Origin of the sequence: Candidatus Ichthyocystis hellenicum, from assembly GCF_001460935.1 — a bacterium.
GTDB lineage: Bacteria > Pseudomonadota > Gammaproteobacteria > Burkholderiales > 2013Ark19i > Ichthyocystis > Ichthyocystis hellenicum.
The window spans coordinates 1,027,528-1,052,840 of sequence record NZ_LN906597.1 but is presented as its reverse complement, the minus strand read 5'-3'; the positions used below and the strand labels follow the sequence as shown (position 1 = coordinate 1,052,840).

The 25,313-nt window shown below is 31.0% G+C and carries 7 protein-coding genes; all 7 read right to left on the bottom strand.

Translation table 11 applies throughout. The annotated features are described in order from the left end of the window. Window positions 1-571: 571 nt before the first annotated feature. Window positions 572-3,304: a hypothetical protein gene (locus Arg41_RS04285; protein ID WP_092343718.1), complete on the bottom strand. Its 2,733-nt coding sequence runs from the start codon at window positions 3,302-3,304 to the stop codon at window positions 572-574. Window positions 3,305-3,378: 74 nt separating this feature from the next. Continuing rightward, a complete protein-coding gene (locus Arg41_RS07910) occupies window positions 3,379-3,516 on the bottom strand; it encodes a hypothetical protein (protein ID WP_157722268.1) in 138 nt (45 codons plus the stop codon). Between the two features lie 394 nt (window positions 3,517-3,910). Next, on the bottom strand, window positions 3,911-6,589 hold the full coding sequence (locus Arg41_RS04280) for a hypothetical protein (RefSeq protein ID WP_092490505.1): 2,679 nt from the start codon (window positions 6,587-6,589) through the stop codon (window positions 3,911-3,913). 917 nt (window positions 6,590-7,506) lie between these two features. Next, the gene (locus Arg41_RS04270; RefSeq protein ID WP_092490503.1) at window positions 7,507-11,343 is read right to left on the bottom strand and encodes a hypothetical protein; all 3,837 of its coding nucleotides are present in this window, start codon (window positions 11,341-11,343) and stop codon (window positions 7,507-7,509) included. A gap of 901 nt (window positions 11,344-12,244) precedes the next feature. Then, on the bottom strand, window positions 12,245-15,508 hold the full coding sequence (locus Arg41_RS04265) for a hypothetical protein (protein ID WP_092343726.1): 3,264 nt from the start codon (window positions 15,506-15,508) through the stop codon (window positions 12,245-12,247). A 477-nt stretch (window positions 15,509-15,985) separates the two neighbouring features. Then, a complete protein-coding gene (locus Arg41_RS04260; protein WP_092343727.1) occupies window positions 15,986-19,267 on the bottom strand; it encodes a hypothetical protein in 3,282 nt (1,093 codons plus the stop codon). A 496-nt stretch (window positions 19,268-19,763) separates the two neighbouring features. Then, window positions 19,764-24,623, bottom strand: coding sequence for a hypothetical protein (locus tag Arg41_RS04255; RefSeq protein WP_176695793.1), 4,860 nt, complete (start codon window positions 24,621-24,623; stop codon window positions 19,764-19,766). Window positions 24,624-25,313: the final 690 nt, after the last annotated feature.

The window sequence follows — 25,313 nt, the reverse complement described above, 5'->3', positions numbered from 1 at the left end:
GTAAAATACATAAAAGCATTACTTAGAACGTCATCAATAATATCATACCCCCTCTCGTCTCAATACAGCACAGTAATGATTTACTCAAAACATCGAATACTAACCATTTATCATTTTATCAAACCCTATCCCAACAATTACGAACAGACAAACTCTTCTAAAGTAATTAATGTAAAAGTCATAACTCTATAACTATAAAACATCTATAACTTTACTACGTATGATAGGATTCAATAGTGAAATGTAGTTTTGATAATAAAGTTAAAATATCATTACAATTCAGTTATTGAGGCGAAACATTATAGGAAAGCACGTGATTAAAATAAGTGTATCCGGAGAACCTACAGCAAGCACACACCTATTATCACCACAATAACTAACATGAGGGATAAAACCAATATAATTAATACAATATCTCATAACAAATTATAAAAACAATAAAACCTCAATCAATTATTATTTAGGCAAAAACTTATAATAATTATTAGTTACATCTATTCATATACGACTCTAATAATAAATCAATGTAACACGGATAAACACTAAAGCTAATTTCCATGCAAACATCTTTTTATTGTTCCGTAAATAAAATTTCACTATGCCTCAATGAAATATAATCACGTAACTCAGCAAGAAAAGACACAGTTTCTGAGCTATTGATTTCCCTGACACCCACATCAATATCATATACAGATACATTAACAACAAATTCAGCAACCTTATCTATAAACTCAGATAAGGCATTACTACTGATTGTACCTAAATTTTTATTTATGAAATCACGCATATAACCAGGCGAAAGATGTGATAGCTCAGAGCTAGTATTCGTCCTAACAAATCTAACAATAACAGATAAAAAAGAAAGATGTTCCGATATCATACTATTAATATCGTCATTAAATTCGCTACAAACACGAACAGAACCAAACCTAGAAGGAACAACATCATAATCTAGATTATGTATATAATAATTTCTCTTTCTTACAGAAGTTCTGCCCAAAGCTCTGTTAGAAATTATATTAGAAGAATAACTTGCAGCACTCCCATCATAATTCACTGTTTCAGATACTCTACTAGGTACACCACCTGAGCTAGTAGTAACACCAGAACCAATCAAAGAGCTAAGATAGCTAGAAATGAAAACATCCACTCTCTTGGTAATATTTCTAACATACACCACCAATATTTTATACTTTTCATTATCAGTAATAACTCTACTAGAACATGATTTAACTACCATTGCCCTAGACAACAAAGACACAGCGCTGGACAAAAATCCATTTTCAATCAAAAAGGATATCCTTCTTTCAGAGAGAATTGGAGTTATCTCATTTAGAAGACATTCCAATCCGGAAGAAGTCACATCAACGCCAGACAACATAGTTGATATCGTTTCGCAAACAACCGGCTCAAAATTCCTAGTAAACTCATCCTCAATAACACTCAATCCTGACCTATCAGCTTCACTAAGATCAGGCAACAAAACTTCTAACACAACATCAGAAGATAAATCACGAGACTTGGTAGACTTAGAAACATCCCTCCATAATGACCTAGTGGTGTCCTTAAATTTTTTATTCGCAGATGCCATAACATTCTTGTTAAGAATAACCTTCTCCACACCTACAAGATCCCTCTCCCTTCCGTCATCACAAACTATACGCGCCTCCGAAACAATACTCCTAAGCAATCTATATGTATTATCAACTATTTCTCTAGCCTCTTCCATAGCAACAGATAATAACCTTTCGGAAACATCATACCAATTAAGGCTACCTATGATACCTGAAGCAATAATCCCCTCAAACTTCCTACGTACAAGAGCCCTAAACAGTACTAAATTATCTGTCTTAACACTCGTAAACTTCAAATTGAATTGTTTATCAAGCCTGAAGCCACATTTACCAGACATAGAATACTTTCCCTCAAAACGAACCTTAGGTAATGAAGATTTATTACCTCCGCGTCTGGTTCCTAAAAACATTCTTTTTTCTTCTTTATCAGAATTAATACGCCCTGCCTTGCCCTCCTTAATCCGATTCTTATGCTCGGAAATAATAACATCGCTACCAGCAATAATATTTGATTTCACCAAACTGAAAATAGACCTAACACCCTCCTTAATAAGATTAGATAAATTACTTTCAACATATGGCCATGTAAACATACTATCTAAAAAGTCATCAAATGCACCCTTACAACAACCAGAAACAATTTTCAAAAATTCTCTCCTGATTATGCTGGACATCTTTTCGCTCTTAAATTTTAACAAAGTTCCAAGGCAATTAGAACTATTGCAAATTTTATCAATCTCTTTTTTAATTACAGGATCTAATCTGGAAACACAGCTCGCAGCGCAAACATCAACAACTACTCTATTAAAATAGTCAATGCTCATAAAAGAAACACAAGCACCGTGCAAAAAAGAAAACGCAGCTGGATGACAAACAACTGGAATATCAATCCCAGAAATCCTTTCAGAATCTCTAGCACAAAGCAAAGGATTACTATAATCATTATTGGGAAATGATGATATAAGATCTCGGTTAAGATCACAAAAACTACCCCAATAATCCATAACCCTAAGCATAATTAATCTTTCAAATACAGTAACAACATGCAAAAAAAGCTTATTCCTATCATTATAGCCCATTACATGATTTCCACTCTTACCAACAACCTCAAATTTATTAATAATTCCAATAAGCAAAGGAATAATTTCAGAGATTAGAAAATTTATCAATGTATCTCTAGCAGTGTACACAGCACTAGCAAAATTATGACAATGAGCGTCTAGTGCCAACAACGGATCCACCGAATCACATACATCCAATTTACACAAGAGAACATCAAAACCATTATCACTAAAGACAATAACAATACGATCCGAAAATGCATTCCTTAAATTATTGAGCTGTAATAAAAAACCAGGAGTAAGAGTAAACCCTATATTGGAAGCACATCTCTGAAAAAAATCAACATCAAAACAACCAAGCATACCTTCAGTACATGTACTGAATCCATAATTGCTACACAAGTGCAAATGCTGCTCCGAAAAAGAAACTCTTTCTTGTACATAATGTGATGAACTATCATTGCTTAATACCAACATACTCCTAGAACTATAATCCTGAGCAACAGATTCAGATCCACCAACATTGTAATTACCAACACGCACCAAAATGCTTTTCAAATACGGACCATCATCACCATCCAGATCAATATCACTCCGGTCTGATTCTGAATCTTGGTCCGAAGGATAAAAAGGAAAAGGAAAACCATCCCTCGATCTTTTAATATTCATGTTAACACCTTACTCTTTTAATTTTCATACGCAAAACACTAAACGCACAAATAAGATACACACTGACTCGATAACTAAAAAACAAAGTCACCAAATCTATACATAGAAAAACCAACAACTTCATCATAAATAGATAGATAGCTCGGAAAAAGACAATACCATCTGCAGTAATAATCAAGGAAACAAACAACCTCAGTAACAATCACCCCCATCTCTAAAATAAATACCCCTCACTAAAAACAATCACAACATTATGCATCTTTATTAGCATGACAACCTCAACATTCAATACAAAAAATTACATCTAAAGACATACCATAAATGAACAATCCATTAAATATCAAAGAAAAAATTCCTTAAATAACATAAACACAAGTCAAAAACTTACTCCATTGGAATGAAAATTATTACTTTTAGATCAATAGCACTTCTTAATAAGACTGCAACAAAGTGTAGAGTATACAATGACAACTATGATAAACCAATAGTTAATAATGCACATACAAATACACATCAAACTTTTTTCATTCATTAAATATACAAAACATAATGTAATAATATATACCTAATAAATAAGTATCGCCGTGTAATCAAGACCAAGAAAATTTATTTTATTGTCATTGATATTATATTTGGCAATTCACAAGACATAATCTGCTCATATTGACTATGAAGATAATTGTAAAAATAATTCACTATGCAGTGCCTCTCATCATCATTAATTAACCTACCACAATCAACGTCCAATACAAAAACATCAATAAAAAAACTATTCATTCTATGAACAAACTTAGATAAATCATCATCACAAAACGACCTTAATCTATCTAAAATTGCACTATCAACACCAACATTATGATTTTTTTCCAAGTCAAGCATAATATGCTTAATAAAATTATATATACCCGTAAGGTGCTCCTCAAGCATAACGCTAATACTACTATCAATATCTACATCAAATCTCAATTCACCAAAATCAACAAATACGGGAGAAACATCCCCTTTAATTTTGTAGTAGCACTTCTTAATTTTGTTAGTATCACTGGCAGTAGAATGGAAATCAATCGGATTCAAATTACTGGCATACACTTTGAGATCACGTTCGTTGGCAACCACATGATCAGCTTTTGGTATATCAAATTTATCATCCTTCACATACTGAGAAGAAGACATCAACTCCTCAATACCACTCATCACAAAATCATTGCCATCACAAACAACTCGATCCAAAAATGACTGAAAAAGACTTTGCAATTCACGAGAACATATAATATCCTCAGCCTCCGGACATAAGGACGATTCATTCATAGTAACAGCTGCAACTGCACCTTTATTTAAAATTTCATGATCCGTACTAGATGTATCTATAGCTGATGAAAATTGATCGATAGTAACCGCAGAGTCCAAAGACACATTCGTATTTTCCTGATCTGAAGCAACAATTACACTAGTCATGTCTACAGATGCAAATGAATAAGCTTTCCCCACAGAGACACGCACCTTATCCCACAAAGACTTGGCATAACTTCTTAAACTTGAGTCAGAGTGCGTCATAATTAATGACGTAAGTTTTGAGGCCTGAGAATTTGTAAGAGCTAATACATCATAACTATCGACAGTGGGTGCTCTAGTCACCACATCAGCTAATTTATCAGACCTATCTGAAATAACTTCCTCAGCTTCTTTCTCAAGAATTTGAAACAATACAGCAGATACATCATCCCATGATAATTTAGGAAAACCATCCTCTATAAGACTATAAATTTTACTACAAAAAATAGGTTTCAATTTAATAAGAAACCTGCTTTTTATTGACAAAACATTATAATCAAGCTTGGGATGTATGTTTACTCTCCATTTGTTTTTTGCTAAACGACAATACCGACCTTCTTTCTTTGATATAAATTTATCAATTTTTCGAGAAAAGTATCCGATAACACTATCGGAAAGGCTGTGTAATCTTAGCTCCAATGATTTGTAAGCAGACTTTACAATTAAATCACGGAACATCAACAAATCAACCTCCTTATCTTCTCGTGAATTCCACATCATTAACTCAAAAATCATATTATTGAGTTCAGTCTGATCATTCAACAACATTTCATCAAACTTTACTTTAATCAAAGCCGGTAACGTTTTAGTACGGAATACATTAAAATCAGTTACATAGTCAAAACCGGTATCAGAAGTAACGGCAATCTCGTCACTAATAACACCATCTAGTACACCATAAATTTTATCGGAAATTTCTTTAATAAACCCATTTATCCTAGTTATAGAAAAAAGAGAAATACATATCTCAGTATTATCAAAAAAACTAAACGCAGCAGGATAATCAACAACAGGAATTTCCAATCCGCAAAAAACGCTAGAATGAATGAAAGGGTTACTATATCCCATATGCAATGGCAACGAAAAAATTAATTCCTTACCTTTAAAAAAATCATTCCAAATATACATTGCCTTTAAAATAACCATACGCTCCAGTGAAGTAACTGAATGCAAGAAAAACATCTCCATTTCTGGGTAAGTCATCTTACGCTCAGAACCATAATTCATAATATTATTATTTAAAATAGTCTTCACTATTGCTGGAATAAAATCCGTTCTCAAAATACATACACATTTAGATCTTAAATCATACACATATCTAGAAAAATAACTACAAGCTTTATCTAACAATTCAATCACACCAGGAGTAGATACGTCAGAGACCTCAGATATTTTTTTTACAAAAAAATCCATTTCTTCCTTAAATAACCTCGAATTGTAAAAAGTTACTCCACCATCAAAAGAAGCACTACTAGATGATAAAACACTATCAATAAATATTGAAAAATCATCTTTGTGTACATTCATGTCAGACAAAAAATCACTGGTCAACTCATATCCGTATTTATGCGCATGAATCTGAAAAAAACTATCTTCAAAAATTTTATCAAAACCATCAAAACAAGTGTTAAATCCATACCCAAAACACAAGTCCTTAACTAAATCGAATGAATAAATACTAGAAATTGTTTGATGAGAATCAAATGTTATTGGGTTATTTTTATAACCAACACTAGGATTTGTATGAACATCACTGTTAACAATCATTAGTGAATCATAATTTTCCATAGGTAATGGCAACGACATCTCATTAGCCTCTGGGTTTAAAACCGGATGAGAAAATGGATAATCTAAACATTGATTTAGTAAGTCAAAACTTTGTTCCGCACACAAATTGCCACTATTATTCTGATAAACTTGATGTGAGGGGCAACCTATTTTTCCATCATCCATAAATCATCCATAATATTAACCAAATTTTTACCTAAATTTTACATACTCAAATAAGTTTAGGAATAACCAATCAACAGCACAATTATAGTAGAAAATAACCCACACAAAAATACCAATACAAACACATAATATGCTCCATAATGATATGAAAAATTACCACAACCAATTAACACCACATAGTCTACATATTATTCACTTATTTCCATCCAAATTTTCATAATATAATCACAAAACGTACTAAATCGTATGTCATTTTACTAAAAACAGCACGATTATATTTTATTACTTAAAATATAATCAACAAATTTAATCAAATCCTAGGGCTTACTAGGGCTATAATATAGACTGTATCTGTATAGTTATACTAGCTGCTTTAGTTAGATGAAGAATTAAAAACACTAACCAATTTTAATTCATTGCATTATATTAATATGGTATCGCATGAATGATTTACCAATAAAATGACATTTGCCAGAGACTTTCCATTTATATATATTAATCACAAGTAAATTATATAACTTATTCACTAGCTTTAACGCTCGAAAACGTACCACCACCACACTGGCAAACAAACTAATGGTAAAATCATATAATTGATCATCGAATTTAAATTTAATAAGAAGTTTAGTTAGCAAACAAATTAAAACGTGTATTCATGTACATAAAATACACCTCACACGAAAAACACTCTCACCGAACAAAAATTTAACTCATACCACGTATAAGCCACATGTTGATTATGAAATATACTACTCAATCAATATCAATATGAGTAAAAATAATTTCTTAATTATTCCCATAAATACCTAAAAAAAACAAAAAGCAACTAACATCGCATAACACATCAATTCTACTAAACAAGTAACAACCCATGACAAATCATTACCAATTTAGCTAAAATCAATTTATACTGGATCCTAATAAATAGATGTAGATCTGGTGAATTTACTAATTCGCCTCTTAACCAAATACTCTTTATCATCATAGACTCTATCCATGAATGCTTTAAATATACATCGCAGTTCACAATCAGTAATGGACCTATAACCTCCAGATGATTCTACCACCCTAGAATTAAATAGTAATGACTTTACTCTTTTTAAAAAACCTCCATCTTTGAACAAATTATAACTACATTCATGTATAGATGAATTAACCTTGCTTAAAACAAATTCATGCCCTAATGAAGATGTATCAACATTCACTAATAATTCATTAATAGTTTTATCAATAATAGAACCGAGGGATCCAATAAATTCTAACCTAATATTATCAAGATCTACTGCATCAATTTCACTAAGATTTTCTATATCAGGAGAATACAAAAAATTTACACCAGACCTAACAGGCACTACTGCATCTAAATCAATAGCACCCATAATGTCATAATTGTTACATTCCTTTGATTTTGAAAATGTCTTATTTAATAAATTAGTTACATCTATCCATGTCAACCTAAAAATTTCCCTCGATTGCTTATATATCACTCCCGTAATTGTCTCTATAGCACTAGATATTTCATCAGGTAAAAGCTCTCTAGTAGATGTTAGTGATTCATCAGGCGAAAAAACCACCGCACGTGATTTAAGCAAGAGATCATGCATTGATGAACGTTCCCTATCTACAATAGTATCAATTTCTTTTTTGACAATAGGAAATACTTTATTAGATATTTTTTCCCAGGAAAAATTATAAATAAAATCACCATCATCAAGTTTATATCCGTTTTTAATAATTTCACAAAATTTATTATGGGCACAGTTTCTTATATCAGACAAAAATTCCTTCTTAGCTTTAAAAATAGCATCACTATCTTCATAACGGAGATTGATTCCCAACAAAAAATTTATATCTTCCGCATTACGTGATTGTGATTTGTAAATATCTGTCACATCTGCCGAAGATAAAAAATCACTAATAGGATCAGATACAGTAGTGTCTGGTTTTTTTTCAGAAAATTTGGAATTGTTATAATCATCGAATGAAGAAATAACATTTAACCATGCCTTTCTAACTAAACATTTTGACCCCCTATGTATGAGATTCATAATCTTTTCTAAAATTGTAGATTTTTCTTCATTTGTAATATTTCTATCAGAAGAACCAGTTATCACCCGTGATCTAGATAAAATCGTCTCTAAGCCTATACGTTCCCGTTTTAGGATTAAATTAATTTCTTCCTGAGCAATAGGCAGTAACTTTTTCGACATCTTTCTCCAAGAAAATCTTCCGATAACATCATTATTACCAAACTTATATTTATTCTTTAGCATCCCATAAAATTTGTCATAAATTATATTCTTAATTTCAGATGAAAATTCTTTCCTTAGATTCAAAATAGCAATATTATCATTATAACGAAGCTTAACCCCCCAACTACCATCAATATCTACATCTTCTCTATCAATATCCCCAGAAGTTTCCTTATAGCCGTACCCAGTATACTTTGAGGTTCTAGTTAGCGATATCCATAATAACCTAATAGAAATTTTCAAATTTTTATCAATACATTTTTTAGCACGAACCATAAGACTACTTTTTTCATTATCAGTAATCTTCCTGATTTCAATGAACCAAGATTTAGTACTACGTTTAGTAATTTCTATTATACGTGATCTAGATAAAATTAAATCTAATTCCAGGTAATAATTTTCAATTATTGACTCAACTGACTTCAGTGAAATCGGAATCAATTCCTTAGAAACACTGCTCCACAAATGTTTATTTACTATATTAATGCCGTTAAACTCAGATGTATTCTCCAATATCCTAGAGAATAAATTATGTATATTTGATTTAATTTCAGATAATAATTTTCTTCTCATAAATAAAATAAAACTATCATCATCGGGATGAAGGTTTATTCCCCACCTATTAATAATTTGATTGTCATCAACACCAAACGCAGCAAAAATTAGGTCTATAGATTCTGACCCTACCTTTAATGATTCATTTCTTGACCAAATATTAATAACTGACGAATCAACATCTTCAACTGCAGCAAATACAGGCATATCGAAAGATATATCTTCTTCAGAATCCATAGAATCATTACAAGAAAAATCATCTTCAATTTTGAGTAAATCTTTCCATATTCTCTTAAACAAATGTCTTGTTTGCACATGTATCTTATTAATAGCAAATTTCAGAACAATAACTTTTTCTTCAGATGTTGCTTCTCTCGTAACAATATTACTATCATTAACCTCGTTATCATCTACAACAACATGCGCTTTAGATAAAACCCTAGATATCTCTACACGTTCTTCATCAATAACATGCCTAATATCTTCCCTAATAATAGGAAACAAATTTTTATAAATTACGTCCCAATCAACTTTACTGATAAAAGTTCCATCTGAAAATTTATAATTCTCTTTCAGCATTGAGAAAAACTTATTACTAATAATATCCTTAGAGTAAGATGAAAATTTACTTCTTATAGATAGAATATTATAATTGTCCTCAGGACAAATTTTAACTCTCCACTTATCAACTATATTACATAAGTATTTATCGTCCAATAAAATTTTTTTAGATTTCTTTAGCATCAATTGAAACTTTCTAATAACCTTACTCTCATTACAAATAGCTTTACGTTCAAATAAAGTATACATTTCACTAATAATATCCTTCATAAGGATAGATTCTTTTTTTTCTATTAAGTCAGGAGTACTCTTGCATATTATTAATTCATTTAAAAAATTATTAAGATTATCAATCACTCCCTTTTTAGACAATTTCTTATAGAATTCCTTTTTAATTATACTGGGAAGTTCTTTGTACAATTTTCTAAGATTAGATTTAGCACTAGAGACATAGTTGTAAATATAAAAACACTTGTACCTGACAATATTCTCCAACTCAACTAAACATTCACCAATAAAACTGTCAGATATGCTGTTAATTCTGTCAAGAGCAATGAATGAAATATAGATACTAAATTTTTTAGAAAACACAGATGGAATAACAAATCTAGATTTCCTCGCAAAAGAGTAACGACAGTAATGAATAAATGGATTACTATAATAGGACTCGGGAAGAACCGATAAAATATTCTTGTTTGTATTGCAAAAATTATTCCAATAATTAATTAATCTTGATACAATAAGCCTCTCTAGTGAATTGCAGGAATGCAGAAAGAATTGTTCCATTTCAGTATGCATCATTTTTCGAGGGCCTCTGTCGTCAATGATTTCTGAACTATAAATGATCTCTATTATTGGAGGAAAAAACTTGGATTGCAGAGCATCAATGCACTTAGGAACTAAGTCATACGCGAATTTAGAAAAAGAAGAACAAATTTTACCCACTAGTTCTGTAGCGGTTACGCATTCATCCCCTATAAATCTCAAAAAATAAAAGCTATTACGTAACCCCGTTAAAATACAATCGATACTGTCTATAAAATCTGACTTATATTTATTCATAGACGATAGAAACATTGCAGTTAGACTATACCCCTGATCCTCGGAGTATAGTTGAAAAAAATTGTCATTGTAAATCTCATCTATTACCTCAAAACTAATACTATTATCAACGTCAGAACACAAATCATATAATAATTTATATACTGAGCATAAGTTTACATTTTCTACGTAACCACAATTATCATTTGCAATTATTATCACTTGCGATGATTCTATTATAGAAGAATAATTATGATCTACAAGCTCACCAATTTGACCACAAAAAGAGCTGTCACTAACATTAGGTAAATGACATTGCACCCGATATATATATGAATTATCCATATATAATTACTATTAAATTTATTTTTCGAAGAAACTGAAATTCCATTGCATAAGAACCAAAGTCCAACTACACCTCAAATACAGGCATAAGAACCTCCTCTAAGACTACGAAAACAGAACCATTTTTCCATACAAAAAATCATATAATCACCAATAGTCGATAATAACTTAAAAACTACGCCCACAATAACTATAACGACTGCAATCGCAAACTCATCTCTTTACAGAAAAATCACATCAATCCCTACATCCCTACATCGTCTCATAATTATATTTCATTCTTTATAAAATATAAGTTATCGTTATTCGCAATCAACACATACCGAATCACAAAAATACAAATCAAACCACAAAATAAATCACTAATATTCCGTAAATATCCAATTCTATGAAGAGATTATGATATATAAATGCACAATAAATAACACTCTTGTCTAGACACCAACATAATCAAAAACCACCATAATCATTTACAACACAAACAACTAAACTTTCTTTATATTACATCAACACCCAACATTCTCAGTAATAATACCAAGAAAATATATACGTATCCTTTAAAATTTCATAAAACCACTACATACCACACTATATTTTACATATCCCACAAAACAAACATCACGACCACCCCACACAATTACCCATAAACAGCTGATTTTGATTTTATGTTATACACGGCAACACATCAAAATATACAAAAACAGACGATCATTCTACGACTCCTGCACTAATATATGACCTACCACATCTGATGATTAGTCAAAAAATCAGCCGAACAATATATCACCATCTACTATTCTACAAAACTAGGTACATAACAATATTTAAAATAACGCCATTCAACCTTAAAAGTACCCACAAAATTAACATTCAACAATGAGAATAAACAATTAATTATCAATCAATACCTGATTTTCGAATACTTAGTCAATTTAATAACACGTTTTTTGATAAGATTATCTCTGTCATTATTGACAGAATCCATAAACATTTGATAAGCACAATCCCTCTCCTTATCACTGAGAAATATAGATCTTCTGCTCTTGCCAACCACTAGTGCACTAGATAACAATGAATTTAAGGAGTCGCAAAATCCGCTATTATTGAATAGTAAAGAGCTTTTCTCGGCTACAACTGGAATCACCTTATCTACCATAGATTCGATACTAGATAAAGAACCACCAACTTCCAACAATACCTTATTAATAACTTCATCAATAATGGGGCCTAAACTTCCAATGAATTCCAGGCGTATGTTATCGATAGCATCCTTATCCACTCGGCTAATATCTGATAATCTAAATGAGACATCTGAAAACTTCCTACCCTTAGCCGCAGATGTAAATTCCATGTTATCCATGATTGGTCCTACACACTTTACATCATGGAATTTAATCATACCCCTCCAAACTCTGCCAGCAACATCAATCGCTTTCTTATATACACATGCCATAATAAACTCTACAATTTCTGATCTTTCTCCATATGTAATCTCCCTATACTTAGCAGCTTCAGGTAATTTATCATACTCGCTATCACCAACTACTGCGCGCGATTTCAGTAAAACAAGATCCAATTCTTCACGTTCTTTTTCCATAATAGGATAAAATTCTTTCTTTATAGTGGGAATCACATCTTTTGAAACATACCTCCAAGGAAATTTATTAGTTTTCGTTAATTCACTAAATATATTGACAATGCACCCTTTTATGTCGAACAAAAACCTTCTCTTAATGTTAACAATATCCATGCTATCTTCGTAACGAAGCCTTATTCCGCAGTAAATACTTTTTTCTACCTCACCGTCCTTAAAATCTCCCCCAAAATTAAACTTGGAAATTTTATTCATTGCCGCCCAAACGGATCTAACAGAAGACCTTAACTCTTTATGTATAATGGCTACAGCACGTTTCATAAGATTATCTTTTTCATCATTTGTAACACTCCTAATAACACAAGAAGAAGTATCCCCCCTACCCACAACCACTACACGTGCTTTTGACAAAAACTCCTCCAATTCTGAATATTCCTCTTTGATAATTGGATCAATATGCTCCAGCACAATTGGATATAATTCCCCAGAAATATCACTCCACTTATAATCATCAAATACATTATTGCGTTTCAGTTTAGATTTTTCATTAGGAATACTAGAAAAAAAAATACGAACTAAATCCTTAATTTTTTTTGAAAACTTTGTCCTAATAAACAATATAACATCAACATCATCGGGATGAACGTTTAGTCCCCATCTATTAAATATTCTATCTCCCTTAATAACTAAAGAAGCATAAACTAGTTTTGAAGAAACTGCAGATGAACCATATTGCGCAGATAAATCAACATCTTTACCCGAAAGAGAAGACTCAGAATAAGACTCAACATTAACGAACTCTTCTTGTTTTGACGACATTACAGAACCTGCACTAGAATCAACTTCCCTTGAAACTTTAGTTACATTTGACCATACAGCCCTAATCAAAGATTTAGTTTGTACATTCATATTATAAACGGCAATTCTCAAAACATTAACAATTTCCTCAGATGTAGCTTCCCTAGTACCAGAATAGGAACCATCAAATTTATCGTTGTCCACCACTATACGTGCTTTAGACAATAGCACAGATAATTCTTCACGTTCCTTAAAAACTACAGGCCTAATTTCTTCTTGAATGATTGGAAACATATCTTTTGAAACTTCATTCCAAGTAAACTTACTAATGGAGGATATACCCGAAACCTTATATCCATCATTTATCATTGAACAGAACTTACTCTTAACGATTTCCTTAAGAGCAGCAGAAAACTTTCTCCTTATAGACAAAATACCGTGACTGCATCTTGGATGAAGACAAACTCCCCACTTATCCTTTACGGTACGAACAGAGCGCCTAACCCTAGACACAATTTTCCTAGATTTTATAATTCTGCTATGGAAATCTCTAGTTACAGCGTATACAATGTCATTTGCATAAGTTTTTAATAACTCATGTGCTTGGTTAGTGATTGTCTCAAGTAACGATAACCTGCTTTCCTCCATAGCCTCAATTCCAACATCATGTGAGTCCCATATAAGTAATTTTTTCAAAAAATTATGTAATTTATCTCGTATTGAACCAAAATTCACCATTTTGCTAAATTTACCACTAATATAACTAGGAAAGCATTCTCTAATTTTTTTAATTTCACCAACTAAGTCTGCATTATAGCCATCAACAATTTTATCATGTACACTTGTACATTTAGAGCGAATAGTGCTCTTTATCACTCCCAACCGCTCTTTAATAAAATTATTAATCATGCAATCAATCTTGGCAACAGCCATAAATGAAATAAATGCACCAAACTTATTTGAGAAAGCAGCTGGGCAAGTAACTACGGGTTTACTAACCCCGTAGACATGATGAGCATAATAAAATGGATCTCTGTAACTAACACCAGAAAATGGTGAAAACATGGATGTGTTTTCGTCGCAAAAATTATTCCAGTAGTCCATTATCCTAGACATAACTATTCGTTCTAATGTGGTGATATAATGAATAAAAAATTTTTCCATTTCACAATAGGTCATTTTACGCTCCAAACCACCATCGATAACACTAGCATCAAAAATACTATTTATTATCAACGGGATAAATTTAGATTGCAAAATATCGCAACACCGACCTCTAAGGTTATACGAACTCTCAGAAAAGGAAAAACAAACTTTATCCATTAATTCTATTAAGGTTATATTGCTATCTCCTAATTGTCTCAAAAAAGAAAAACTATCATACAAGTCAGTTAAAATTGAATCAACTACCGATACAAAGCTATCCCTGTGTGCGTTCATAACTGATAAAAAATTCTCAGTAAATTGATACCCAAATTTAGCGGCATGCAACTGAAAAAAACAATTCTTAAAAACTTCTTCTACTGCTTCAAAACTAACACTGAACCCATAATTTAAACATAGATATTTAATTAACCTATAAGAAGACGAGCAGCTACCATCAGCATCAAAAGTAAATTTATGATCACAGCCAGCTTCAAAAATATTATGTGCAGAAACACATTGATCGGAACTACGAGTACTATCACTGTCCTTATAAGACTGACCAAAATATTCATTACTAGCAATTTGAGATGTGCAATCTTGAAAACCATGAATACGTATATTATCCATATGCTTAATACAACCGCCCTTAGCGACTGCAGTAATACTGCTAGTGTAGGATTAATAAACAATTGTACTCTAATTAACAAAACAGAACTAACAATATTTTCATATGACATATACCTTATAAATAATTTGTCATACTAAAAGTAGCAGCAAGATAAATATGCCAAACGAGTCAAATTTTAACTACGATATAATAAGCAATTAATCCCACAACAATAAAATTACAAATCAAAAAATTATTACCAAACTAAGGCCATACCTTTATAATAATATAGAATTTATTACTTACTTCACAATCTAAGTAAAAATATACTTACGATATTACATTACCAAGTGATTATTTATATTTATGCAATAAACAACTATACTAATTAACTGTTGATCAAAAATACCTACCAAATTAACACCAACCTTTTTAATTAAATTTTATAAATATCATGGATGGAAAAACAATAATTATTTACCAGCTTAACATCTTCTCTACTGTGAACTAATTAAACTATCCCATGCCTTTCTAAAAGCACATCTTGATATTCTTGATATGCGCTTCATAATAGATATCAGAAAACTAGACCTTTCCTCAGATGTAATATCTCTAACAGCATTAGCATACCCATCGTCACGAAAATCTATCACTCGTGACCTTAACAATATATTATTTATTGCAACACGTTCCTTTTTTTCAATAGCACTAACCTCATCTCTAGCAACAATCAGTAGTTTTTTAGACAGTTGTTTCCACGGAAGTTTATCAATTACAGTATTATCATCGAATGTATATTTATTGGTAAGCATCTCAATAAATTTATTTCGAACTGCATCAACCTTTTCCCGCATAAATTTATCTCTAATCTTTAAAATCAGACAATTATCTTCATAGTAAAGATTTATCTTAGGATTATAGTCTCTATTCTCTGCATATTCTTCACCAAAATTAATTTCATCTATAGATGATGCAGATGGTTTATCAACAACATCTTTTGAAAAATATGCTGCATCAACATGATAACTACCATAGGAAGTTATGTCTCTCCAGGAAACACTAAACAACCGTCTTAAATCTTCATTTAAGCGTTTAATAACATCTCGAAAAACGTAAGATTTCTCTTCATCTGTAAGCTCTCTATCGACTATACAATAATTGACATAATCAACTAATACACGTGACTCAGATATAATTCCTTCTAGTTTTTTAATTTCGTCTTCAAAAATATTATTAATTTCTTCTTTAGCAATTGGAATTAGTTTTGGATATAACTTATTCCAAGAAAATCTACCAATAGTAGTACCGTCAGAAAATTTATACTTATTTTTAAGCATTCCGCTAAATTTATCACGGATGATAGAACTAGCCTCAGATAAAAACTCATTACTAGATTTAGAAATATCATAATTATCAGAATATCGAAGTTTAATACCAGAAATTGGAGCAGCAGATCTTAACTTAATATTTTTACCCTTTAACCTGGGATGAACACCCACAGAATTAGATTTATTATTAACTACAAACAACCATGACATTCTCGCAGAACAAATTAATGATTTACTTATAAATTTCTTAGCACGAATCATGACCATACTTTTTTCATCATCTGTAATAGCCCTAACAGTACAAGATGAATTATTACTTACATCAATGTCTACTATACGAAATCTAGATAATATGATTTCTAGATCCGTATACTGATCCTCAACAATAGATTCAACTGACTTTATTGCAACATCAGACAATTCACGGGAAACAATACCCCAAGAACAAACTTGCAATTCCTTTCCGCTTGGAAGAACAGCACCTAATTCCAACATATCAGAAAATAATTTACAAAAACTTGATCTAATTAGTCCAGAAAACTTTCTTCTTATAAACAAAATGAGCTTTTCGTCATCGGGATAAATATTTAATCCCCACTTACTAATAATTTTATAATTAATTTTACTATCTAGTGGCAAATAACCTGCTGATGCAAGCACTGAAGTAACTACTGGCAGTTTACTTTTATCTAACAGAGCAGGAACTAAAGATCCATTATCTTCAACGGCAGAATCAACATCATCATTTAAATCTACACATTCCTCATGCTCACTGGATTTTAATTTTTTTAATAAACCTACCCACAATTTCCTAGACAATTCTCTAGTTTGGATATCTATATTCTTGGAAGCTGTATGAAAAACGCTATCTTTTTCCCAAGATGTAGCTTCTCTAGTACCTGAATAATGATCATCAAATATTTCAGTATTTTCTATTATACGAACATTAGACAAAATTTTAGATATTTCCAAGCGCTCGTCATCTATAAGATTATTAACCGCTTCTCTAATAATTGGAAACAATTTTTTTACAATATCAGACCACTTACTCATACTAATGGTAGTACCGTCAGAAAATTCATATTTTTCTTTTAGCATTTTAAGCATCTTATTTCTAATAATGACCTTAGACTTAGAAGAATACTTTCTCCTAATAGAAGAAATACCATGGCTATCTCTGGGATGAAGTTTTATGCCCCACCTATGCTCAATAGATCCTAAATCAACAACCCATTTAGGCGTATATTTACTACCTTCTAGTATTTTTAAATAGTAAACACTAACTATGTCATACAAATCTTCACGAATAAAAGATGACAATGAATTATATGCATAATCAACAATTGATTCAACAGTTGATAATCTCACCTTTTCAATAACTTCAATTCCCATGTTTTGATTATTCCATATTATCAATTTGCTCAAAAAATCACTAAGATTGTACTTTAAGCTACTATCAATAATCTCTCTATCAAACACTCCTTTTATCAACTTATCTAACTTATTTCTAAATTCTCTAATATCAGCATAAGAATCAGAGCTATACTTACAGATATCACTACATTTGTAACTACACATGTTTTTTAATGTATCAGAACATTTGACAATAAAATCAGAAACTATATTACCAATCTTAGTGCCAGCCATAAGAGAAATGCATTCCCCAAAATTATACATAAAAGCAGCAGGATGAGTAACTCCAAAAACTGCAACTCCATTGTAATCAAATTCTAAAGCAAATGGATTACTATAATCAACAACTGAAATTGACGATAAAAAACCTTTATTTTCATAACAAAAATTATCCCAACACCTCATTACCCTTTGAATAACTAATTTCTCTAAAGTTGAAACAAAATGTACAAATAACTGCTCCATCTCTGGGTAAGTCATTTCACGCACACAATGATTATCAACAACAACAGAATCAAAAATACTTTTTATTATTGTAGGCACAACTTTAGATTGCAAAATATTAGTACACACGGGTATTAAATCACGTGCACTTTTAGAAAAAGAAGAACAAATATTAGAAATTAATTCTAGTCTATTTTCATAATTACGTCCTGATTCCTTCAAAAAATAAAAATCATTGTTCAATACATTTAAAACAGAATCAACTTCTCCCAAAAAATAAATCTTTTGTTTATTCATAACGGATAAAGAATCACCGGTAAGATTGTATCCGCATCTTATGGCATGTAATTGGAAAAAATTATCATCATCAACTCTATATATGCTTTCAAAATTAGTACTATATATATGATCAAGAGATAAATCTTTTAGAAATTGATCAGAAAAATAAGTAGTGTCAACACCAATTAAAGCAGCAGGATTCAGATTATAATCTTCGGTTACACCCAGTTGAGTTAATGGAAATTGTGAATCATTATCAGCGTAATAATCATGAATAGCAACATTACAATCATCGTACACATTACTCATACTCATTTCTAAATATCCCCTAACATAGATAACAATAGCAATACAGTAACATCAAAAATAAATATTAACTTCTTAATGTAATTTAATAATATATATATTTTCTAATGTGATAATTTAGAATTTAATACTAAACACTAACAGTATAAAATTTAAGAAATTAATTGTCATTATTATAGAAAAATATAATTTTTGCATAAAATGACAAAAAAATATATATTGTCTTAGTTATTATTTAGTAATAACTAATTAAAAAATGCATATAACTAACATTATAAAATGTAGATCCTTTATTAAGGATTAGTAATGACTAAGATAATCATTTTTTAACCACAACCAACATATATTGATCGTACTATTCTCTAAAAGTTATATAACCAATGGCAGGCAACATCAATAAAATTGACTTAAGGAAAAACTTTCTCCAATTCAGACAAAGTGTAATAAATAGTAGCAACAAACAAAATTACTATTCAAATCACATAAGAATATGGATTAGGCATAATCAGGCATTGTAGTTATAAGAATTTTTATTAGAAGAAGAGTAATTTCCTGGATATGTGCACAGAGTTATCATCCTACTCATGCATTTGTCATGATCTTTATAAGCAACCTTAGCAACAGATGGTCTAGAAGACAAACCCCCAACACGCTTCCTAATAAGATAATCTCTATCACTATCAATACTATCCATAAATAGTTGGGAGATAAATTTCCTCTCCTTAGCAGTAAGCAATCTATCTTTTCCGGGCAAACTAACTACCCTAGCAACTGACAAAATTAATTTAACCCTATGAAGAAATCCCCCTTCTTTGAACAAACCCGAGCTCCTTTTAGACACGTATGATATCACATCATCTAAACTATAGGATGAAGAAATACCAACATCCTTAGATGGCGAAGAATTAACAAAATTTCCAATAATAGCTCCCAAACTACCAATAAATTCCAACCTAATATTATCAAGTTCTTCTATGTCTTCTTCCCTAAGATCTAACAAACAGAGTGGAGATGAACAATTATTATCAGACTCAACCTTTTTTGATTCATTACCACAACGATACAAATTCATATCATTCCTTAAAGATTCCTCCTTTAGTGACTTAATCAACCTCACCCAAATCTTACTAAAACGATATATCTCACTCCTATATACTGATTCCATAATAATATTCAAAATACCATGTATTTCTTTGGATGTTAAAATCCTAGTAATACTAGAATCATCATTAGAAGAATAAACAATCACACGTGATTTTGACAAAATATTACTTATTTCTATGCGTTCTTTTTCTATAATTGGTATAATTTCTTTTGTAACAATGGGTAATACTTTTTTAGACACCACTTTCCAGGGTAATTTACCAATAATGGTGCCATCATCAAACCTATACTTAATTTCCAACATTTCAACAAACTTACAACGAACACACCTACTAATTTCAGACGAAAATCTCTTCTTCACATTCAAAATAGATATATCATCCTCATAACAGAACATAACTCTAGAATTATTAATTACAAACCCAGCATCTACTTTCATAAACTTTATCAGATCATCGGATGACAGAGAAGACTCAGAAGTAATGCATACATCATGATCAATATAAGTACGTCCTAAACAAGAAATCACATCCGACCAAACTTTAGCACACAAAGATTTTAATCCTTTATCTATCAATCTAGTGATGCTTTTAAAAACCCCACCTCTCTCTTCAGTTGTAAGAGATCTATCAGTTGTATCATCAACACAAACACGAGCTTCAGATAAAAATTCCCATAATCTATTACTTTCATCTTCAATAATGTTTTTAACCTCTTCTTTAGCAATCGGAAACATTTTTTTGGAGACCCTGAACCAAGCAAATTTACCGAGAATACTATCATCCTCAAATTTATATCTATTTTTTATCATCTTAGAAAATTTACTACGAAGGACCGGAACAATCTTATGATTATATTCCCTCTTAATACTAAAAATAACAGCACTATCGTCATAACGAATCTTAACCCCGCCTATTTTCTTACTACCTATTTTCCCTTTGTTTTCACCTGTAGTTTCTGAATTTTTGCTATCAACTGACAACCTAATTACATCTCCCCATATAATACTTGACATAGCAACAAATTGTTTATGTATAGATTTAACAATGGTTTTCATAATACTAGATCTTTCATCAGAAGTAAGCTCTCTAGTAAAATCAGATTCAGAAATAACAACTCGTGATTTCAATAAAATTTCGTTTATTTTTGCACATTCAATCTCCACAATTGGAGCAATTTCATTCTCAGCAACAGGCATAAGTTTTCTGGACACCGTCTTCCAAGGAAGATCACCAATAGTAGTACCATCTTCAAGTTTATATCCGTTTTTTATAATTTCAATAAATTTTCTACGAACACTCTTACTTATCTCAGATGAAAATTTTCTTCTCACATTTAAAATAGCGATATCATCCTCATAGCGGACTATAACTCCCCAAACATCCTCTGCAACTTCAGCATCACGTTCCTTCCTAATACTCATAAAATCAGATGAAGGTAAAGATAATTCACCACCATAATTAGTGGTAGCTTCATCCTCTACACCATCTTCTAAATCGGAATGACTACGACATAAAGAAGTAATGACATTTGACCATGATCTACTAAATAAAGGCTTCAATTTTTTACACACAAGTTTCATAATATTTTCTAAAACAATTTGCTTTTCTTCATCTGTAATATCTCTATAAACCCCAGGATTAACTAACACACGTGACCTGGATATAATTTGCTCCAGTTCTTTACTTTCATCTTCGAGGATGTACCTAATTTCCTCTTTAGCAATTGGAAATAATTTCCTAGACACTCGAAACCAAGCAACTCTAGCGATGACAGTCCCGTCACCAAATTTATACTTGTTTTTTATCATTTCATGGAACTTACTACTAATACATACAACTATATCAGAAGAAAATCTCCTCCTAGCCCTTAAAATAGCTATATTATCAGAATAACGAAGCCTAACACCCCAACTGCCCTCTATAACTCCATCATCTGCATTTTCGGATATTTCTTTATAACCGTATCCAGCGCTTTTTGAATATTCAGTTATATCTAACCACGACAATCTAAAAGAATGAGATAATCTGCCATATATTAGTTTCCTAGATCTTATCATGAGAATATTTTTTTCATCATCGGTAACATCTCTGACAATACAAGATGAAATATCATTCGCAGTAACATCAACTATACGGGCTTTAGACAAAATCTCATCTAACTCTACGTACTGCTCTTCAAGAATTGACTCAATTGATTCCATTGCAAGTGTGTAGAGATCGTTAGAAACAAGAGACCAGGAACATTTATGTATAACCTTCCCACTAGGAAGTGAAAATTTAGTTTTTAGCATATCGGAAAATAGATTACGAACATGCTCCTTAATCTTACTTGAGAATTTTTTCCTCAAAATTAAAATTAGTTTATCATCTTCAGGATGAAGATTTAAGCCCCACATATTAACAATTTTATCTCCCCTAACAGTGGATGAAAAGAAATCTAAATCTATAGGAAATGATGTAACTAATGGTGACTCACCTTGTTCATAACCAGCAGAAACCAAGATATCACTTCTAAATTTAGGCAAAGACATAGGGATCACATCGTCAACAGAAACTACACTACTTTCGTTATTGCCAGAAGTACAGCCAACACTATCTTTTCTATAATCTACCCATACTTTTTTAAACAATTCTGTGATTTTTTGATCTATCTTATAAATGATAAATTTGAATATGCTATCCTTTTCCTCAGAAGTTGCATTTCTAATATTAGCGAAAGAGGAATATGCATCATCCACTATACGAGCATTAGATAAAATTTTATATATACACAAACGCTCCTCCTTCACAATATTGCTAACAGCTTCCTTAACAATCGGAAATATATTTTTTGAAATTTTATCCCAACTAACAGTACTAATAGCAGTACCATCTGGAAATTCATATTTTTCTTTTAGCATCATACAAAACTTATCTCTAATAACATCAATATATTTGCCATGAAAATCATTCATCAAGGAGTAAATACTGTTGCTATCTTCGGGATGAAGTCTAACCATAAATTTATTTTCTAAAGTTATATGTAAATTTCCTACTTTTGACATACATTTCATAGATTTTGTTAATTTGTAATGAAAGTACTTAACTATATTTTGCAAATCATAATCAAGACTATGAGTTAATGATTTATATATATCAACAATAATTGCTTCAAAAATTAATGATTTACTATTTTTTACATTTTCATCACCTAAATTTTGAGGATGCCATATTATTAATTTACTCAAAAAATTATTAAAATAGTCAGTTACTTCTTTTTCTCTAACCCTCTTATAAAATTCTTTTTTAATCAAGTCAGTTAATCCGTTACGCATTTTTTTAATGCTCTCACAAGCATTATCACCATGACTGCAAATATATGCACACTTACAGCGAACGATATTCTTCAATTCATCAACGAACTTAACAACAAAATCGTCCATCATATCTTCAATTTTATCGATAGCCATAAAAGAAATGCACGATTCGAATATGCACACAAATGCAGCAGGATAGTTAACTTGTGGAACAATAATTCCAGCTGATTTATAAGAACGAGTAAAGGGATTAATATAATCCACAACAGAAAGAGATGATAATTTATATTTATTAGCATCACAAAAATCTTCCCAGTAATTCATTATCTTTGCCATAATTAATCGTTCTAATGTAGTTATATAATACAAAAAAAATCTCTCCATTTCCTGATATGTCATTTTTCTTTCACAATTATTATCTATAATACCAGAGTTGGTAATACTCTTTATTACCAAAGGAACAATATGAATCTGTAAAATATCAATACACTTAGGTCTCAGATCATATACGGCCTTAGAAAAAGAATAGGAAATACCATCCATTAATTCATCTGTGATTTTCAATTTTGAGCTACCATTTTTTAAAAAAGAAAATCCTTCAGTTAAAATAGGATTAATTTTTCTAACTAATTTCACTCTATGTTTATAGATAGACGACAAAAAACTTTCGGTAAATTGGTAACCACAGCTACTAGCATATTCTTGGAAAAAATTACAATCGCAAACTTTTGCTATCGTCTCAAAATCAATACTGTACCCATAACCAAAACACAGATCTTGTAATGTCTTGCAAGATAAATATGAAACGCCAACTTCAGCTGAATCATTATCAGCAATAGCTGAGACAATAGGAGAATGATGTGTAAAATCCTGTATCAATGAAGATTTATCATCGATATCAACAGATCTATCATCATACTGAGATACGCCATACTTTTTCACCTGCGCAATTACACCACTCATAGTCTTACTATAATTTATTGACATTGTAATAATAATATTATTGATTAAAAAGTAAACCACCATTTTACTATGATCAAACACAACTGACATGAATATCTTACTTACTTTATTATGTATCAATATAGTATTGATAGGAAAGATACTAGAAAAATAAGATAACCATATCTAACGCACTTGTAATTGTCCTTATATGATCAATTTGAACACCAAAACGGAGAATTGTGTGGCACAATATCTGTAATCTGCAACCTTCTATCAAAAAATTAATCAGCCAATTACATACACAACAACAGCAACACTCACCTACTATCACTGCCTTAATCAAACAAGACGATAACCCTTTTAGCAACATAAAAAACTAAGACTGTATAAGCTATGTGATGTTACCACACCAAGACCAAGAGATAACGAGACATAATCTCAAACAATAGTTATCCCAAAGGTAAAGGTAAAGGTAAAGGTAAAGGTAAAGGTAAAGGTAAAGGTAAAGGTAAAGGTAAAGGTAAAGGTAAAGGTAAAGGTAAAGGTAAAGGTAAAGGTAAAGGTAAAGGTAAAGGTAAAGGTAAATACTACTCTAATATTAAAAATTCTTCTGATCCAGCTACTACGAAATTTATTAGACTTAGTCGTATAAATAATTTTTATAAAATTCAACTATCATTGATGTGACAAAAACATTTGATCATATAA

What these genes read in the sequence shown, in the direction of transcription:
- Arg41_RS04270 (WP_092490503.1), bottom strand. Translation starts at nt 11,343, where the DNA reads ATGGATAATTCATATATATATCGGGTGCAATGTCATTTACCTAATGTT.
- Arg41_RS07910 (WP_157722268.1), bottom strand. Translation starts at nt 3,516, where the DNA reads ATGGGGGTGATTGTTACTGAGGTTGTTTGTTTCCTTGATTATTACTGC.
- Arg41_RS04260 (WP_092343727.1), bottom strand. Translation starts at nt 19,267, where the DNA reads ATGAGTATGAGTAATGTGTACGATGATTGTAATGTTGCTATTCATGAT.
- Arg41_RS04285 (WP_092343718.1), bottom strand. Translation starts at nt 3,304, where the DNA reads ATGAATATTAAAAGATCGAGGGATGGTTTTCCTTTTCCTTTTTATCCT.
- Arg41_RS04265 (WP_092343726.1), bottom strand. Translation starts at nt 15,508, where the DNA reads ATGGATAATATACGTATTCATGGTTTTCAAGATTGCACATCTCAAATT.
- Arg41_RS04280 (WP_092490505.1), bottom strand. Translation starts at nt 6,589, where the DNA reads ATGGATGATGGAAAAATAGGTTGCCCCTCACATCAAGTTTATCAGAAT.
- Arg41_RS04255 (WP_176695793.1), bottom strand. Translation starts at nt 24,623, where the DNA reads ATGAGTGGTGTAATTGCGCAGGTGAAAAAGTATGGCGTATCTCAGTAT.